Origin of the sequence: Aliiroseovarius crassostreae (genome assembly GCF_025137635.1) — a bacterium.
GTDB lineage: Bacteria > Pseudomonadota > Alphaproteobacteria > Rhodobacterales > Rhodobacteraceae > Aliiroseovarius > Aliiroseovarius crassostreae.
In genome coordinates, this window is sequence record NZ_CP080772.1 from 995,662 (window position 1) to 1,010,555 (window position 14,894).

The 14,894-nt window shown below is 59.0% G+C and carries 13 protein-coding genes, 2 tRNA genes and 1 pseudogene; 12 read left to right on the forward strand and 4 right to left on the reverse strand.

Annotated features, from left to right (window positions below):
• Positions 1 to 61 precede the first annotated feature (61 nt).
• The 3 genes from K3J57_RS04810 (at position 62) to K3J57_RS04820 (ending at position 768) form a co-directional block, all read left to right on the forward strand.
• Positions 62 to 138, forward strand: a tRNA-Asp gene (locus K3J57_RS04810).
• A gap of 183 nt (positions 139 to 321) precedes the next feature.
• Positions 322 to 398 (forward strand) — tRNA-Asp (locus K3J57_RS04815).
• Positions 399 to 546: 148 nt separating this feature from the next.
• Entirely contained in the window at positions 547 to 768 is a 222-nt protein-coding gene (locus K3J57_RS04820) for an RND transporter (protein WP_259794266.1), read from the forward strand.
• 61 nt (positions 769 to 829) lie between these two features.
• Here K3J57_RS04820 and K3J57_RS04825 read toward each other — a convergent pair whose 3' ends face one another.
• Entirely contained in the window at positions 830 to 2,206 is a 1,377-nt protein-coding gene (locus K3J57_RS04825; protein ID WP_259797322.1) for a M20/M25/M40 family metallo-hydrolase, read from the reverse strand.
• 369 nt (positions 2,207 to 2,575) lie between these two features.
• Between K3J57_RS04825 and hemA the strand changes: the two genes are divergently transcribed.
• The 4 genes and pseudogenes from hemA (at position 2,576) to ispG (ending at position 6,401) form a co-directional block, all read left to right on the forward strand.
• Complete coding sequence (gene hemA / locus K3J57_RS04830; protein WP_055191374.1) at positions 2,576 to 3,799, forward strand: 5-aminolevulinate synthase; 1,224 nt, start codon at positions 2,576 to 2,578, stop codon at positions 3,797 to 3,799.
• A 202-nt stretch (positions 3,800 to 4,001) separates the two neighbouring features.
• Positions 4,002 to 4,118, forward strand: a pseudogene (locus K3J57_RS16085) (helix-turn-helix domain-containing protein); the annotation flags it as partial.
• A 21-nt stretch (positions 4,119 to 4,139) separates the two neighbouring features.
• The gene (locus K3J57_RS04835) at positions 4,140 to 5,135 is read left to right on the forward strand and encodes a DUF4115 domain-containing protein (RefSeq protein ID WP_375542834.1); all 996 of its coding nucleotides are present in this window, start codon (positions 4,140 to 4,142) and stop codon (positions 5,133 to 5,135) included.
• Positions 5,136 to 5,279: 144 nt separating this feature from the next.
• Positions 5,280 to 6,401: a flavodoxin-dependent (E)-4-hydroxy-3-methylbut-2-enyl-diphosphate synthase gene (ispG, locus tag K3J57_RS04840; protein ID WP_259786549.1), complete on the forward strand. Its 1,122-nt coding sequence runs from the start codon at positions 5,280 to 5,282 to the stop codon at positions 6,399 to 6,401.
• 331 nt (positions 6,402 to 6,732) lie between these two features.
• On the opposite strand, the gene K3J57_RS04845 is transcribed toward ispG, so the two are convergent.
• The 3 genes from K3J57_RS04845 to ccmI are packed head-to-tail and all read right to left on the reverse strand — an operon-like array spanning position 6,733 to position 8,731.
• Entirely contained in the window at positions 6,733 to 6,987 is a 255-nt protein-coding gene (locus tag K3J57_RS04845; RefSeq protein WP_259794270.1) for a DUF1289 domain-containing protein, read from the reverse strand.
• Positions 6,987 to 7,406: a Holliday junction resolvase RuvX gene (gene ruvX / locus K3J57_RS04850; protein ID WP_375542835.1), complete on the reverse strand. Its 420-nt coding sequence runs from the start codon at positions 7,404 to 7,406 to the stop codon at positions 6,987 to 6,989. The genes K3J57_RS04845 and ruvX overlap by 1 nt, the downstream gene beginning before the upstream one ends.
• A gap of 53 nt (positions 7,407 to 7,459) precedes the next feature.
• Complete coding sequence (ccmI, locus tag K3J57_RS04855) at positions 7,460 to 8,731, reverse strand: c-type cytochrome biogenesis protein CcmI (protein WP_259797327.1); 1,272 nt, start codon at positions 8,729 to 8,731, stop codon at positions 7,460 to 7,462.
• Between the two features lie 274 nt (positions 8,732 to 9,005).
• On the opposite strand from ccmI, the gene K3J57_RS04860 reads away from it, so the two are divergent.
• From K3J57_RS04860 to K3J57_RS04880, 5 genes are all read left to right on the forward strand, one after another.
• Positions 9,006 to 10,253, forward strand: a complete 1,248-nt coding sequence (locus K3J57_RS04860) for a sarcosine oxidase subunit beta family protein (RefSeq protein ID WP_055192716.1) — start codon at positions 9,006 to 9,008, stop codon at positions 10,251 to 10,253.
• A 205-nt stretch (positions 10,254 to 10,458) separates the two neighbouring features.
• Positions 10,459 to 10,782, forward strand: coding sequence for a sarcosine oxidase subunit delta (locus K3J57_RS04865; protein WP_259786556.1), 324 nt, complete (start codon positions 10,459 to 10,461; stop codon positions 10,780 to 10,782).
• Positions 10,779 to 13,802 (forward strand): sarcosine oxidase subunit alpha family protein, encoded by a 3,024-nt coding sequence (locus K3J57_RS04870; protein WP_259794272.1) that lies wholly within the window; start codon positions 10,779 to 10,781, stop codon positions 13,800 to 13,802. Before K3J57_RS04865 ends, K3J57_RS04870 begins: the two co-directional genes overlap by 4 nt.
• Positions 13,795 to 14,349: a sarcosine oxidase subunit gamma gene (locus tag K3J57_RS04875; protein WP_055192686.1), complete on the forward strand. Its 555-nt coding sequence runs from the start codon at positions 13,795 to 13,797 to the stop codon at positions 14,347 to 14,349. Before K3J57_RS04870 ends, K3J57_RS04875 begins: the two co-directional genes overlap by 8 nt.
• 85 nt (positions 14,350 to 14,434) lie before the next feature.
• Positions 14,435 to 14,869, forward strand: a complete 435-nt coding sequence (locus K3J57_RS04880; protein WP_259794274.1) for a hypothetical protein — start codon at positions 14,435 to 14,437, stop codon at positions 14,867 to 14,869.
• Positions 14,870 to 14,894 lie beyond the last annotated feature (25 nt).

The following is a 14,894-nucleotide window of genomic DNA, read 5'->3' on the forward strand; positions in this document are numbered from 1 at the left end:
CCGCTTGACCGTTCCGACCCCCCGGATTAGAACGCCCAAACAGTCGCAAGACTGGCAGCAAGCGGTTGTAGCTCAGTTGGTTAGAGTACCGGCCTGTCACGCCGGGGGTCGCGGGTTCGAGCCCCGTCAACCGCGCCACTGCTGCCTTCGAAGTGACCCGAAAAAGCCCCGCCATCCGGCGGGGCTTTTTGGTTTTCGCAGGTTGGGATCCCGCATGGAAACCTCTTTTGGGCACATTGGAGAAAAGAGCGAAAACTTTCGCCCTTTTGCACATTTTCTCATTGACGCCCCATCGCACTCGGCCTAAATACCCCCTCACGCGCGGTTGTAGCTCAGTTGGTTAGAGTACCGGCCTGTCACGCCGGGGGTCGCGGGTTCGAGCCCCGTCAACCGCGCCATTTTCCCCCTTCTTCGCAAGATGCCACACGGTCGAAACCGGTCTGTTCGGTGTGAATGGCCGCGTCTTCGCACCGCATGGTATGCGTTGGACGACACATCTAAGCTGGTGGGTGACCGCTCCCTTACTCAGGCCCGAGACACACACTGATGAAATTGATTGATGACATACCGTTCGGCACTGTTTTGATCTTTTGCCTGACCATCGGGCTTGCACCATTTGCCCCGCCGCATGTGTGGGAAAAAATGGTGATGCTGGTGGCAGGAGATCTGGTGAAGCCAATTGATATCTTTGATCTTTTCATGCATGGCGCCCCTTGGCTGGTTCTGGGTATCAAGGTGATCCGCATGCGATCAGGTCGACAAGCGTAAGTCAAACAAGCGTAAGTCAAAAAAGGGCCCCTTGGGGCCCTTTTCGCTGTCACGATGTTGCTCAGGCGAGTTCCGCCAGGATCCTTGCCCAGGATCGAATGCCCTTGTGAAAGCTCTTCATGTCATATTTTTCATTGGGCGAGTGGATCTTGTCATCGTCATTGGCAAAGCCCACTAGCATTGATTCCATGCCGAGAACGGATTTGAAGAAGCCCGCGATCGGGATGGAGCCGCCCATGCCGGTGAACACAGCTTCGCGGTCCCATTCCGCCGAAAGACCTTTCTGAGCTGCAGAAAACTCCGGGCGGGTGATGTCCATCACGGGCGCGCGCGATCCTTCCAGATCATTGTCCCAGATCACCTTCATGTCAGGCTTCAGCTGCGCTTCGACATGGGCACGGATACGCTCGCGCAACCTGTCGGGGTCCATGTCGCCCACAAGGCGGCAGGTCAGTTTGCAATGGGCCTCGGACGGGATTACGGTTTTCGACCCGGCGCCATTATAGCCGCCCCAGATCCCGTTGATTTCCAGTGTGGGCCGTGCCCATTGCTGCTCGAGGCAGCTGCGATCTTTCTCGCCGTGGCTCATCGTGTAACCGGCATTGTCGAGATAGTCCTTCTCGTCAAAACCGCAACTTTCCCAGGCCGCGAGCTGTTGGCTCGGGGTGTCGGTGACGCCTTCATAGAAACCGTCCACAGCAACCGCCCCGGTGTCTTCATTATAAAAGCTGGCGATGATGCGTGACATTTCGCGAAGCGGGTTCAGACCGGGGCCGCCGTAATGGCCGGAATGCAGGTCAAGCTTGGGACCAATCAGGGTGAACTCGTCTTTCAGCATGCCACGCAGCTGGCTTGCAATCGACGGCACGCCGGGGCTGACCATGGACGTGTCACAGATCAGCGCAATATCTGCGGTCAGCTCGTCCCGGTTCTGTTCCATGAAGGGCACCAGAGAGGGGGAACCGCTTTCTTCCTCACCTTCAAAGAAGATGGTCAGTTTCGCCGGCAATGCGCCATGCTCCGCTTTCCAGGCGCGGCAGGCTTCGATAAAGGTCATCAGCTGGCCCTTGTCATCCGAGGCGCCACGGGCACGGATGATTTTGCCATTAGGGGTGTCTTCGACAAAGGGGGCAAACGGATCGTGGTCCCATTTGTCCAGCGGGTCGACCGGCTGCACATCGTAATGGCCGTAAAACAGCAGGTGACGATCCCCTGAACCGCCATGGCCCACAACCATCGGATGGCCGGGGGTGACACGTTTTTCAGCGTCGAAACCGATGGATTTCAGATCATCGACCAGCCAATCGGCGGCTTTGTCACAATGCTCTTTGAAGGCGGGGTCGGTGGAAATCGATTGAATGCGCAGAAGCTCCATCAACCGCTCTACAGAGGCGGGAAGGTCCTGATCGATTCGCTCTAGAACGCGCTCAAGCGTCATTTGGTTGCTCCTTGATGTCGGGAATGGGCCGTCTGGGCCGCATGTTTCTGGCGCGAGCCTATCAGCACCCTGTCTGCTGTCCAGCGGAGAAAAGTTTCCGATCAGAGACAAAACCACGCCGCAAACAGGCGCGGCTGCGGCGTTTCAGCCGGTTTCATTTGCGCCAGATCAATGTAAATAGCATGTGAAGGTTTTTTAAAGGGCAAAAGCGCGAACATATCTCCAGTCAATGATCACCCAAATGTGAGGGGGGCAGGGCCGGAGGGACTAACATAGATCAAGATGATGAATGTGTTTTTCCATTAGCAATATGCTATGAACGCGTCACGCAACCGGATCAGGCCCTCGCAGGAGGGGACGGAGGGGAACATGGACTATAACGTAAAGCTCGATGAAGCTATTGAACGCCTGCACGAAGAAGGCCGCTATCGCACCTTTATCGAGATTGAGCGTCACAAGGGCCATTTCCCCCATGCAACCTGGCAAAAACCGGATGGGACCGAAAAGCCCGTGACGGTCTGGTGTGGCAATGACTATCTGGGCATGGGGCAGCACCCCAAGGTCCTGGCAGCCATGCATGAGGCCATCGAGGCCACCGGTGCCGGGTCCGGCGGCACCCGCAATATCTCGGGCACCACCGTGTATCACAAACGCCTGGAAGCCGAACTGGCGGACCTGCACCGCAAAGAGGCCGCGCTGGTGTTCACATCAGCCTATATCGCCAATGACGCGACGCTTTCGACCCTGCCGAAACTGTTCCCCGGCCTGATCATTTATTCCGATGCGCTGAACCACGCCTCGATGATTGAAGGTGTGCGCCGCAATGGCGGGGCCAAGCGTATCTTCCGCCATAACGACGTGGCCCATCTGCGCGAACTGCTGGAAGCAGATGATCCGGCAGCCCCCAAGCTGATTGCCTTTGAATCGATCTATTCGATGGACGGGGATTTTGGCCCGATTGAAGAGATCTGCGATCTGGCGGATGAGTTCGGCGCGCTGACCTATATTGACGAAGTGCATGCCGTGGGCATGTATGGCCCGCGTGGGGCAGGGATTGCCGAGCGCGACGGGCTGATGGGGCGGCTGGATATCATCAATGGCACTCTGGCCAAGGCCTATGGCGTGATGGGTGGCTATATCGCTGCATCAGCAAAAATGGTCGACGCTGTGCGCTCTTATGCGCCGGGCTTCATCTTCTCGACATCGATCCCGCCTGCTGTGGCCGCTGCCGCTGCGGCGTCGGTTGCCCATCTCAAGGAAGATCAATCCCTGCGCGAGCAGCACCAGACCCAGGCCAGGATCCTGAAAACCCGCCTCAAGGGGCTGGGCATGCCGATTATCGACCACGGGTCGCACATCGTTCCGGTGATTGTTGGCAATCCGGTTCATACCAAGCAACTGTCTGATATGTTGCTGGAAGAGTTCGGTATTTACGTGCAGCCCATCAACTTCCCCACCGTGCCGCGTGGCACCGAACGTCTGCGGTTTACCCCGTCACCGGTCCACGGTCCGGGTGAGATGGACGGGCTGGTCAACGCCATGGACAGCCTTTGGTCGCGTTGTGAGCTGAATCGCGCCGAGCTTTCCGCATAGGTAAGCAACCTGCTGTAAATGTATTGAGTATATGGTAACTTGTCCGTGAGAGGTGGCGGTGTATCGAATCGCCCCCCTTCGCTAGGGACAGGCGAGGTTAAGCAGGAGCAGTTGAATGATCGGGCGTTGGGCATCTACGCGCGTTGAAGGGGAAGCCGAACCCACAGGGTTCGACTCCTTCGAAATGCGTTTGGGGGATGTGATGCGTGGAGAACGCGCCACGCTTGGCAAATCTCTGCTTGATGTGCAGCGCGAGCTCAAGATCAAAGCCACCTATATCGCCGCAATCGAAAACGCCGACGCCTCTGCCTTTGATACTCAGGGGTTCGTCGCAGGCTATGTGCGTTCCTACGCGCGCTACCTCGGTCTGGACCCGGAATGGGCGTTTTCCCGGTTCTGCGAAGAAAGCGGCTTTGCCACCGCACATGGTCTTTCCGAAGCCGCCTCCAGCAAGCAAACCGCGCGTGTCTCGAACGTCCCGAAACACAGTGGTGAACCGTTTGCCAACCCCAATGCCACTTGGGTTCCTCAAACCGAAAGTGTCTTTGCCCGGATCGAACCCGGTGCGGTCGGATCTGTTTTTGCCCTGGCTGCACTGGTTGGTGTGCTGGGCTTTGCCGGCTGGTCTGTTTTGCAGGAAATTCAACGGGTTGACTTTGCCCCAGTGGAACAATCGCCCGGGGTTCTGGCCGAATTGCCTGTTTTCGAAGATGGGCCTGAATTGGCCGATGCGGGAACCATCATGGCCCCGCCATCCGCCGAAGCACTGGACCGGCTTTACCGTCCGCAGGCGCTTGACGTGCCCGTGATGACGCAGCGCGATGCACCGATTTCCACGCTCAACCCGCGCAATGTGGGGGTTTTGGCAGGCGTTCAGCTGGCGCAATCCGCCCCCCCCGTGGCCCCGCAGTCTGAGGCTGCGGATCTGGCGCAGAATGTGATTTCCGCCGTTGCGGGTGAGGCAAGCGCAGACCTGCCGACCGGCGTGCAGGTGTTCGGCGCCGACGCGCCCGAGGTTGCGCTGGTTGCCGTGCGCCCAAGCTGGGTGCGTATTCAATCGGCCAGCGGGTCGGTGATTTTCGAAAAAGTGATGGATGCAGGCGAGCATTATGTCCTGCCGAAAACGGAAAGCGCCCCTGTGCTGCGCACCGGGAATGCCGGTGGTATCTATTTTGCGGTGAACGGCCAGGCCTATGGTCCGGCCGGGGCCAGCGGATCTGTGGTCAAGAATATCGCCCTGTCCTCTGACCAGCTCACCGAAAGCTTTGCCGCGGCAGATCTGTCGCAGGATCAGGCATTGGCCACCTATGTGGCTGAGCTTCTTCCGACGCAGTAACCCCCATTTTACAATCAGTTGGACATGACACGCCGGAGTGCGGATGTCTGCGCGTTCTCGCCGCAATCCTCACCCCTCGCGCTTGTGCAACCGCCTGCGGCGCGTTATCTCTTGCCCCATGAAAATCATCGGAAAGGTCCGGTTATGAGCCATAATCCCATCCGCCCCTGGCGTGACATCGAACGCCGCACCTCGCGCCAGATCATGGTGGGGAATGTGCCTGTTGGTGGGGGGGCGCCGATTGCGGTCCAGACCATGACCAATACGGACAGCTCGGACGTGAAGGCCACGCTGGGGCAGGTGCTGGCAGCGGCCGAAGCCGGTGCAGACATCGTGCGGATTTCCTGCCCGGATGTGGGCTCCACCACCGCCCTGAAAGAGATTGTCCGGGAAAGCCCGGTTCCGATCGTCGCGGATATCCACTTTCACTACAAACGCGCAATCGAAGCGGCAGAAGCGGGCGCGGCCTGCCTGCGGATCAATCCTGGTAATATCGGGGATGCCGGACGTGTGCGCGAGGTCATCAAGGCAGCCAAGGATCACGGATGCTCGATCCGTATCGGGGTGAACGCGGGATCCCTGGAAAAGCATCTGCTTGAAAAATACGGGGAACCTTGCCCCGAGGCGATGGTGGAATCCGGGTTGGAGCACATCCGCATTCTGGAAGACAACGACTTCCGCGAATACAAAATCAGCGTGAAAGCCTCCGACGTGTTCCTGTCTGCAGCGGCCTATCATGGCATTGCCGAAGCGACCGATGCCCCGATCCACCTTGGGATCACCGAGGCAGGGGGCTTTGTCTCGGGTACCATCAAATCCGCCATCGGCCTTGGCAACCTGCTCTGGGCCGGGATCGGTGATACGATCCGGGTCAGCCTGTCTGCCGATCCGGTGGAAGAGGTGAAGGTGGGTTTTGAAATCCTGAAATCCCTGGGGCTGCGCCATCGCGGTGTGAACATCATCTCCTGTCCGTCCTGTGCCCGTCAGGGGTTTGACGTGATCAAAACTGTCGCCACTCTGGAAGAACGCCTGGCCCATATTCACACGCCAATGAGCCTTTCGATCATCGGTTGCGTGGTGAACGGTCCCGGTGAAGCGTTGATGACAGACGTCGGCTTTACCGGCGGTGGGGCCGGTTCGGGAATGGTCTATGTCGCGGGCAAACAGGACCACAAGCTCGACAATGAGAAGATGGTTGAGCATATCGTGGAACTGGTAGAGCAGCGAGCGGCAGAGATCGAAGCCGAGGCCGAGCTGGCCGAATAGGAGCGCGGCCCCGCGTATCCCTCAATGTCACCATCTTCGATCTCGTGAACTGACGTTTAGGGTCATTTTCTGGTCATAAATATCCCGGGGGTGAGACCGAAGGTCGAGGGGGCAGCGCCCCCTCAGGCTCACAAAGTGAGCCGTCGCCCTGCTGGGCCTGAGGACCTTGTCCGAAGGCGCGTTGCCGTAGAAACCGTGAGGGCGAGGGGGAAGGAAGGGCAGAGACGCGAGCGATTTCACGTTTGAAAGAGGTCACACTCGCGCCTCTCACCTTTTGCCCGAACAGAAACCGCAAGCTTCATGTTTGCGAACCCGGCGTGGGGAGGCCGCGTTACTCGTCCAACCCCATGGCACGCCGTTGACGCGCACGCCGTCCACCGCGACGTTTGGTCAGTTCCGAGCGGCGTTCCGGGAGGATTTTCATGATCTCGCGGCGGGTTTCAGCCGGCAGGGATGACCAGCTGGCGATTTCGTCAAGAGTGCGCAGGCAACCGGTGCACAGGCCTGCGTCGCGGTGCACAACACAGATTTTCACGCAGGGGCTGTCCACCTCGTCGCGCACCCAGATTTTCCCGTCATCCGCCATCAAAGATGCCTCATACGATCCAGCACTCCTTGCAGGATATACCCGGCAGCGACATGGTCGATGACCTCGGAGCGACGCTTTCGTGACGTATCCGCCTCCAGAAGGGCCCGTTCGGCGGCCACGGTGGACAGGCGTTCATCCCAGAAGGTGATGGGAAGCTCGGTCAGTTTGGCCAGATTTCTGGCAAACGCGCGTGTGGATTGGCAGCGCGGCCCTTCGGTGCCATCCATGTTGCGGGGCAGGCCAAGGACAATGCCGCCCAGCTGCCGCTCTGCGACAATCTCAAGAATACGCCCCGCATCCAGTGTGAATTTCTTGCGTTTGATGGTCTCCAAAGGGGTGGCAACCTGGCGAAACCCGTCGGACACCGCAACCCCGATGGTCTTGGTGCCAAGGTCCAGCCCCACCAGGGCCGTCATCGGTGAAAGAGCTGCCGCGAAATCCGCAATATCCTCATGGATCACAGCCGGGGTCACTCTGCGACCCCGGCCTGAATGGCCGCCTTTTTGACCATTTCAAACGCATCGCCCGTGCCCGCAAAGGTTTCCTGAGCCTCTCCCCAAATCGCCGCAGCCCGTTCGGTATCGCCCAACACGCCCAGAACGGTGATCAGTCGGGCCCATTCCGCAGGTGTGCCCCCTTCGGTGGCAAGGCGTTCGGACAGTTGGTTCACCATGCCCCGGATCATGTCCTGACGGTCCTCGTCACTCAGCTCAGCGGCGGCGGCCATGTCTTCGGCTGAAGGACCGGCCAACCCGTCGGGTTCTGCCGACGGCAGGGGGGCGGTTGCCTTGGGGGCGCGCGGCGGAAGGGTGAAGTTTTCACCCGCCATCTGTGCCAGCCCTTCGATCTGCGTGCGGATCGGGGTGATCCAGGGGGCGCCATCCGGACCTTCTTCCAAAAGAGCGCGCCACAGGCGGAAGGCCAGATCCGGGCGTGAGTTCTGGGCAAACATCAATCCGGTATAATAGCGGGCCACCGGGTTTGAGGCATCTTTGATCAGCGCCACGCGCAGTGCTTCTTCGGCTTCGGGCGAAACAAAGCCGCCGGCGGTCATGATCATGACATCCGCCTGACGGGCATAATCGTCCGAGCTGGCCTCGGAGCCTTTGATCTCCATCAGGCGATCCATTGCGGTGCGGGCTGCGATGAAGTTGCCCATATTTGTTTCATGCTGCACGAGGAGGTCCAGCCCGCGGGGATCATCCGGGGTTTCCTGCATCTTGGCGCGCAGGCTGTCGACCAATCTGATGTAATCGTCAGGGGTGCCTTCAGGGGGGCCGGGCCATTCGGGGCGTTCTGCTTCGATTTCTGCCTGTGACGGGCGTGCCACACGAAGCTCTTCTGCTTTTGCGATGCGCTTTTTAAGGCCAAGATCCTCGGCGCCGGGGCTGCCCAGCACCCAATAAAGGCCAAAACTGCCTGCAATCAGCGCCACCGCAGCAAGCCCCATGGTCAGGCGGGTTGCGCTCTCTGGGGCATCGGTTGCCCGCACACGGGCCTGCGCCTGACGGTCGGCATCCAACAGGCGTCGCGAGATTTCCAGACGGGTGCGGTCTGCCTCCTCCTTGCCAACCGTCCCCCGTTCCAGATCCCGGTCCAGTTCTTTCAACTGGTCACGATAGATCTGCATGTCCGAGGTGATTTCCGATCCGGCACCTTCGGGACTACGGCGCAGGATCTGTCGTGACAGGATGAGAACAGCGGCCAGTACAATTGCGCCGGTGAGTGCCCAGAAAACCATGATGTCTCCGTCTGTTTGGTCCCGTATCATGTAACGGGGGAAGGCCGGGTTAAAAACCCCCAAAGCGTAGATGTGACAATTCGAACCCTGTTGACATGATATGTGTCAAGCAAAGGGCCTGATCACCAAGCTGTGATCCGTGCTGCAATCAGGGCCAAAAGCCTCAATGTCGCTTTTTGCCTATAAATGGCGCTGGATCGCCAAGGATGCGACACACAAAAGCGTAAAAGAGAAGGATACCGAACGCCCAATCAGAGGATTCGACGGGGTTAGCATGAGACGTTATTCGGCATTTGCCATCGCACGGGAGGGTGTGCGCTACCACCAGGGGTGGGAACGCGCCTGGAAATCGCCCACTCCTAAAAAGAAATATGACGTGGTGATCGTGGGCGCTGGCGGCCACGGGCTGGCCACCGCCTATTACCTGGGCAAGAATTTCGGGATCACCAATGTGGCGATCATCGAAAAGGGCTGGCTGGGCGGCGGCAATACGGGCCGTAACACCACCATCATCCGGTCGAACTATCTGCAGGATCCGTCCGCGGCGATCTATGAAAAGGCGCGCAGCCTTTATGAGACCATGTCGCAGGACCTGAACTATAACGTCATGTTCAGCCCCCGTGGTGTGATGATGCTGGCGCAGACCCATCATGAGGTACGCGGCTATCAGCGCACGGCCCATGCCAACGCCCTGCAAGGCGTGAAGACCGAGTTCATTTCGCCCCAACGTGTGAAAGAACTGGTGCCGATCATGAATATCAACGGCCCGCGCTACCCCGTTCTGGGCGCGCTGTGGCAGGAACGGGCCGGCACCGCGCGTCACGATGCGGTGGCCTGGGGCTATGCCCGTGCGTGTTCTGACATGGGCATGGACATCATCCAGAAATGCGAAGTGACCGGTGTGGATCAGGCCGACGGCAAAGTGACCGGCGTGCGCACCACCCTGGGCGACATCGCCTGTGACAAGATGGCGATTGTCGTGGCCGGTAACTCGGGTCACCTGGCTGACATGGCTGGCTTCCGCCTGCCGATGGAATCTGTGGCGCTGCAAGCGCTGGTGTCTGAGCCGATCAAACCTTGCATGGATGTGGTTGTGATGGCCAACACCGTGCATGGCTATATGTCCCAGTCGGACAAAGGCGAGATGGTGATCGGTGGCGGCACCGACGCTTTCAACAACTACACCCAGCGCGGGTCGTTCCACCATATCGAGGAAACCGTGCGCGCGCTGGTTGAGACCTTCCCGATGGTGTCGCGCCTCAAGATGCTGCGCCAATGGGGTGGGATCGTGGATGTGACCGGCGACCGCTCGCCGATCATTTCGAAAACGCCACTGGGCAACACCTTCATCAATGCAGGCTGGGGCACCGGCGGGTTCAAATCGATCCCCGGATCCGGCTGGGCGATGGCGGAGCTGGTTGCCAAAGGCGAACCCGGACCGCTGGCTGCCGAATTTGGCCTCAACCGCTTCACCGAAGGCCGCTTTATCGACGAAAGCGTCGCAGCGGGGGTAGCTCACTAATGCAATCGATTTGGTCCACCACCAATATTACTTTTTCTGGAATCGTCGGGTTTGATCTTATCGAAACCTCGGAAGACAGCCCATGTGGCTCCAACGAGGAGCAAAGCCAGTGGCGCGATTTTCAGAAATGTGTACATGCGCAGAAAACTCTCCTTCTTTCTAAACTGGGTGTAGAAAAGCGCAAAATCAAGACGGAGCTGCTGTCATGCTGATCCTTGAATGCCCTTACTGCGGCGTTATGGCCGATGAAACCGATCTGCATGGCGGTGGCGAAGCGCATCTGAAGCGTTTTGGTCCCGGCTCGTCAGATGACGAGTTTGAAACCTATCTCTTCATGCGCAAGAACCCGAAAGGGGTTCACTTTGAACGCTGGCGCCATGCGTCGGGTTGCGGCAAGTGGTTTCACGCTGCCCGCAATACTATGACGCTGGAAGTCTACGGCACCTATTTGGCGCAAACCACTGAACCGCCGCAGGACATCATTGATGCGGTCAAGGCGAAACACCCTGACTGGGAGGGGTATAAATGAGCACCCGTCTTTCAACTGGCGGTCGCCTGATCGACCGCTCGAAGGTGAAGAACTTCACCTTCAACGGCAAGAAAATGAAGGGTTTCGAAGGGGATACCCTTGCGTCCGCTCTGCTGGGCGAAGGCCAGACCCTTGTGGGCCGTTCGTTCAAATACCACCGTCCGCGCGGCATCATTGCGTCTGGTGCTGAAGAGCCGAACGCCCTGGTGAACATGGGCGAAGGGGCGCGTTTTGAGCCGAACCAACGTGTCACCACCACCGAGCTGTTTGACGGTCTGACCGCGGGTTCGCAAAACCACTGGCCGAGCCTTGAGTTCGACGTGGGTGTGGTGAACAACTACGTGTCGCGCTGGCTGCCTGCCGGGTTCTACTACAAGACCTTCATGTTCCCGCGCGCAGGCTGGAAACATGTGTTTGAACCGATCGTGCGTCAGTCCGCCGGTCTGGGCAAAGCGCCCGACGCGGAAACCTTCGATGCCGACCGCTACGAGCATTACTACCACCACACCGATATTCTGGTTGTGGGTGGTGGCGTGGCCGGTCTGGCCGCAGCTCTGGCCGCGGCTAAGTCGGGTAAAAAGGTGATGCTGATCGAGCAAACCAACCACTGGGGCGGTCGTGCGCCTGTGGATGGCGGCACCATCGACGGCCAATCACCTTCCGATTGGGTCGACGCCGCTGTGGCTGAACTGGAAGCGATGGACAATGTGACGCTGCGCACCCGCACCATGGGCGCAGGGGTTTATGACCACGGTTACGTGACTGGTTACGAGCGTGTGGCAGATCACACCCCCGGCGACGGTCGTCCGCGTCACCGCCTGTGGCGGATCCGTGCAGGTCAGATCGTGACTGCAACCGGTGCCATTGAACGTCCGCTGTCCTTTGCTGGCAACGACATCCCCGGCGTGATGCTGGCCGGTGCCGTGCGCGATTACCTCGTGAACTGGGGTGTTTCCGCCGGCGACCGTGTGGTGGTTGTGACCAACAATGATGATGCCTATCGCACCGCGCTGGCCGTGAAGGCGGCTGGTCTCGAGGTGCCGGTGATCATCGACGCCCGCCCCAACGGTGGCGGCGCGCTGGCAGACGTGGCCCGTGAAGCTGGTATTCGCGTTGAGAATGGAAAAGCCATTGGCATGGTCAAAGGTGGCAAATCCGTCACCGGCGTGACCCTCTGTGCCCAGCAGGGCGAAGGCGCCACGCTGGAAGAGATCGCCTGTGACGCGGTTGCCATGTCCGGCGGCTGGTCCCCGGTTGTGCACCTCTGGTCGCATTGCGGTGGCAAGCTGAACTGGGATGAGGCAAATGCCATGTTCCGCCCCGACGCCTCTCGCCCGCCGCTTGGCGCAAATGGCGAAGGCTTTGTGATCCCGGCAGGCTCGGCTGATGGTGAGTTCGCCCTGGGTTCCGTTCTGGACAATGCCGTGCAGGCCGGTCTGGCTGCTGCGGGCGAAGGCGAGATGGCCGCTCCGAAAGGGGAAGCTGAGGCAGAAGCCGCTCTGGAGCCGGTCTGGATCATGCCGCAGGGCGCAGGTCCGAAAAAGCGCATGAAAATGTGGCTGGACTATCAGAACGACGTGAAAGTGTCCGACGTGCAGCTTGCGGCGCGTGAGGGCTATGAAAGCGTTGAGCACACCAAGCGGTATACCACGCTTGGCATGGCGACGGATCAGGGGAAATTGTCGAATATCAATGGCTTGGCAGTTCTGTCTAATGCGCTTGGTCAAGAGATCCCGACCACCGGCACCACCACCTTCCGCCCGCCTTATCACCCCATTTCGATGGGCGCGATCACTGGTGAGGCTCGGGCCGAGATCTTCCAACCCATTCGCCGCACCCCAATGCACGAATGGCATGAAGAGCAGGGCGCCTATATGGAACCGGTCGGCCACTGGCGCCGTCCCTATACCTATCCGCGCAAGGGTGAGACCCATGAGCAGGCGGTCAATCGCGAGGTGATCAACACCCGCGAAAACCTCGGCCTGCTGGACGCTTCGACCCTCGGCAAGCTGATTGTCAAAGGGCCGGATGCAGGCAAGTTCATGGACATGATGTATACCAACATGATGTCGAACCTGGCTGTTGGAAAATGTCGCTATGGTCTGATGTGTTCGGAAAACGGCTTCCTGTCGGATGACGGTGTGGTTGCCCGCATCGACGAAGACACCTGGCTGTGTCACACCACCTCGGGCGGGGCCGATCGCATCCATGGCTGGATGGAAGAATGGCTGCAGACCGAATGGTGGGACTGGAAAGTCTATGTTGCCAATGTGACCGAACAGCTGGCGCAGGTTGCCGTTGTGGGGCCGAACGCGCGCAAAGTGTTGGAAAAACTGAATGCGGGCGTCGAAGGTGGCATGGATCTGTCCGCCGAGGCTCTGCCTTTCATGCAGTGGCGTGATGGCAAGATCGGCGAATTTGATGCGCGCGCCTACCGGATCTCGTTCTCAGGGGAGCTCAGCTATGAAATCGCTGTGCCTGCCTCGCAGGGGCGTGCCTTCTGGGATGCGCTTCTGGAAGCCGGGGAAGAGTTCGGCGTGATGCCTTACGGCACCGAATGTCTGCACATCATGCGAGCCGAAAAAGGCTTTATCATGATTGGCGACGAAACCGACGGCACGGTGATCCCGCAGGATCTGGGGCTGAACTGGGCGATTTCCAAGAAGAAGGAAGACTTCCTTGGCAAACGTGCCCAGCTGCGCAGCCATATGACCGATCCGGAGCGCTGGAAACTGGTTGGGCTGGAAACCCTCGATGGGTCTGTCCTGCCGGACGGGGCCTATGCGCAGGGCGAAGGCGTGAACGAAAACGGCCAGAAGGTTGTGATCGGGCGCGTGACCTCGACCTATTATTCGCCAACTCTGAAACGCGGCATCGCCATGGGGCTGGTGAAACACGGTCCTGACCGGATGGGTGAGGTGATTTCCTTCCCGACCGTGGATGGCACCAACACTGTGATCAAGGCGCGGATCTGTGATCCGGTCTTCTACGACAAGGATGGGGAGAAGCAGAATGTCTAAGGCTGTTTCCGCACTCAATGGCGCGTCGTTTGACGGCTATTGCCGCATCGAAGAACAGGGCCTCGTGGGCATGATCACCGTGCGCGGTGATCTGGCCTCGAAGACACTGGCGAAAGCGGTGAAAGAAGCCACCGGGACCAAAATGCCGGGGCAGGGGGAAATCCTGTCGGGTGAGGCGGGGCGCACCGCCTGGATGTCCCCGGATGAGCTTTTGCTGATCGTGGATCACGCGGCTGCTCCGGGCATCATCGACGCGATGAACGCCACGCTGGCTGGTGAACATGCGCTTGTGGTGAACGTGTCTGACGCGCGCGCCGTGTTCCGGGTTATTGGCAAGGCGGCACGTGAAGTGGTGGCCAAGCTTAGCCCCGCGGACGTGTCGGTCATGGTTCCGGGCCAACTGCGCCGCACCCGCATCGCGCAGATCCCGGCGGCGTTCCATCTGATCGACGAAGAGACCGCAGAACTGGTCTGTTTCCGGTCCGTTGGGCAGTATGCCTATGACCTGTTGAAGGATGCAGCGCTTCCCGGAGGTGAGGTCTTCTGACGTCAAGTGGCAAGCTTGCAATTCAAGATTGAGTTTAACCCCGAATCGATCTAGCACAATGCTAAGTTATTTCGGGGTTAGCTTTATGAAATCTATTGTTTTTTCTACATTGCTGGCGAGCAGTTTGGCCACTCCTGCCGTTGCTGAAACCTTGATCTGCACGTTTAACGTGACAGAACGGCACCGGGACTGGGTGCCGGCGCAAATTACCCTGATCCGTGACCGGGATTACGGGCGCGATAAAGTGTCGGCAGAGATTTTCCGGAAATCAGGAAAGTCCTTTATTCCAGCAAAGCTGATGCTCAGTACCGATGAGCGGATCAGGTTTGGATTTCAAAATATCGACCCAAGCGTGACGAATGCTGGTGGGTATGCAAGGCGTGACGTGGGCAGTGCCCGATACTCCTTGACGATTTACTCAGATGAACGCCCGGCGCTCCTGAAAGCGACAACCAAGCCGGAAACACTTGGCTGGAGCAATTTGAAGGTTCGCTTCAAAGGTGAGTGCAAGAAGAAATAGCACAGCTGGATTGCCTGTCTGATGC

Excerpts from the sequence above, each read along its gene's own strand:
- K3J57_RS04820 (WP_259794266.1), top strand. The coding sequence starts at position 547 with ATGAAATTGATTGATGACATACCGTTCGGCACTGTTTTGATCTTTTGC.
- K3J57_RS04825 (WP_259797322.1), bottom strand. The coding sequence starts at position 2,206 with ATGACGCTTGAGCGCGTTCTAGAGCGAATCGATCAGGACCTTCCCGCC.
- hemA (WP_055191374.1), top strand. The coding sequence starts at position 2,576 with ATGGACTATAACGTAAAGCTCGATGAAGCTATTGAACGCCTGCACGAA.
- ispG (WP_259786549.1), top strand. The coding sequence starts at position 5,280 with ATGAGCCATAATCCCATCCGCCCCTGGCGTGACATCGAACGCCGCACC.
- K3J57_RS04845 (WP_259794270.1), bottom strand. The coding sequence starts at position 6,987 with ATGGCGGATGACGGGAAAATCTGGGTGCGCGACGAGGTGGACAGCCCC.
- ruvX (WP_375542835.1), bottom strand. The coding sequence starts at position 7,406 with ATGACGGCCCTGGTGGGGCTGGACCTTGGCACCAAGACCATCGGGGTT.
- ccmI (WP_259797327.1), bottom strand. The coding sequence starts at position 8,731 with ATGGTTTTCTGGGCACTCACCGGCGCAATTGTACTGGCCGCTGTTCTC.
- K3J57_RS04860 (WP_055192716.1), top strand. The coding sequence starts at position 9,006 with ATGAGACGTTATTCGGCATTTGCCATCGCACGGGAGGGTGTGCGCTAC.
- K3J57_RS04865 (WP_259786556.1), top strand. The coding sequence starts at position 10,459 with ATGCTGATCCTTGAATGCCCTTACTGCGGCGTTATGGCCGATGAAACC.
- K3J57_RS04870 (WP_259794272.1), top strand. The coding sequence starts at position 10,779 with ATGAGCACCCGTCTTTCAACTGGCGGTCGCCTGATCGACCGCTCGAAG.
- K3J57_RS04875 (WP_055192686.1), top strand. The coding sequence starts at position 13,795 with ATGTCTAAGGCTGTTTCCGCACTCAATGGCGCGTCGTTTGACGGCTAT.
- K3J57_RS04880 (WP_259794274.1), top strand. The coding sequence starts at position 14,435 with ATGAAATCTATTGTTTTTTCTACATTGCTGGCGAGCAGTTTGGCCACT.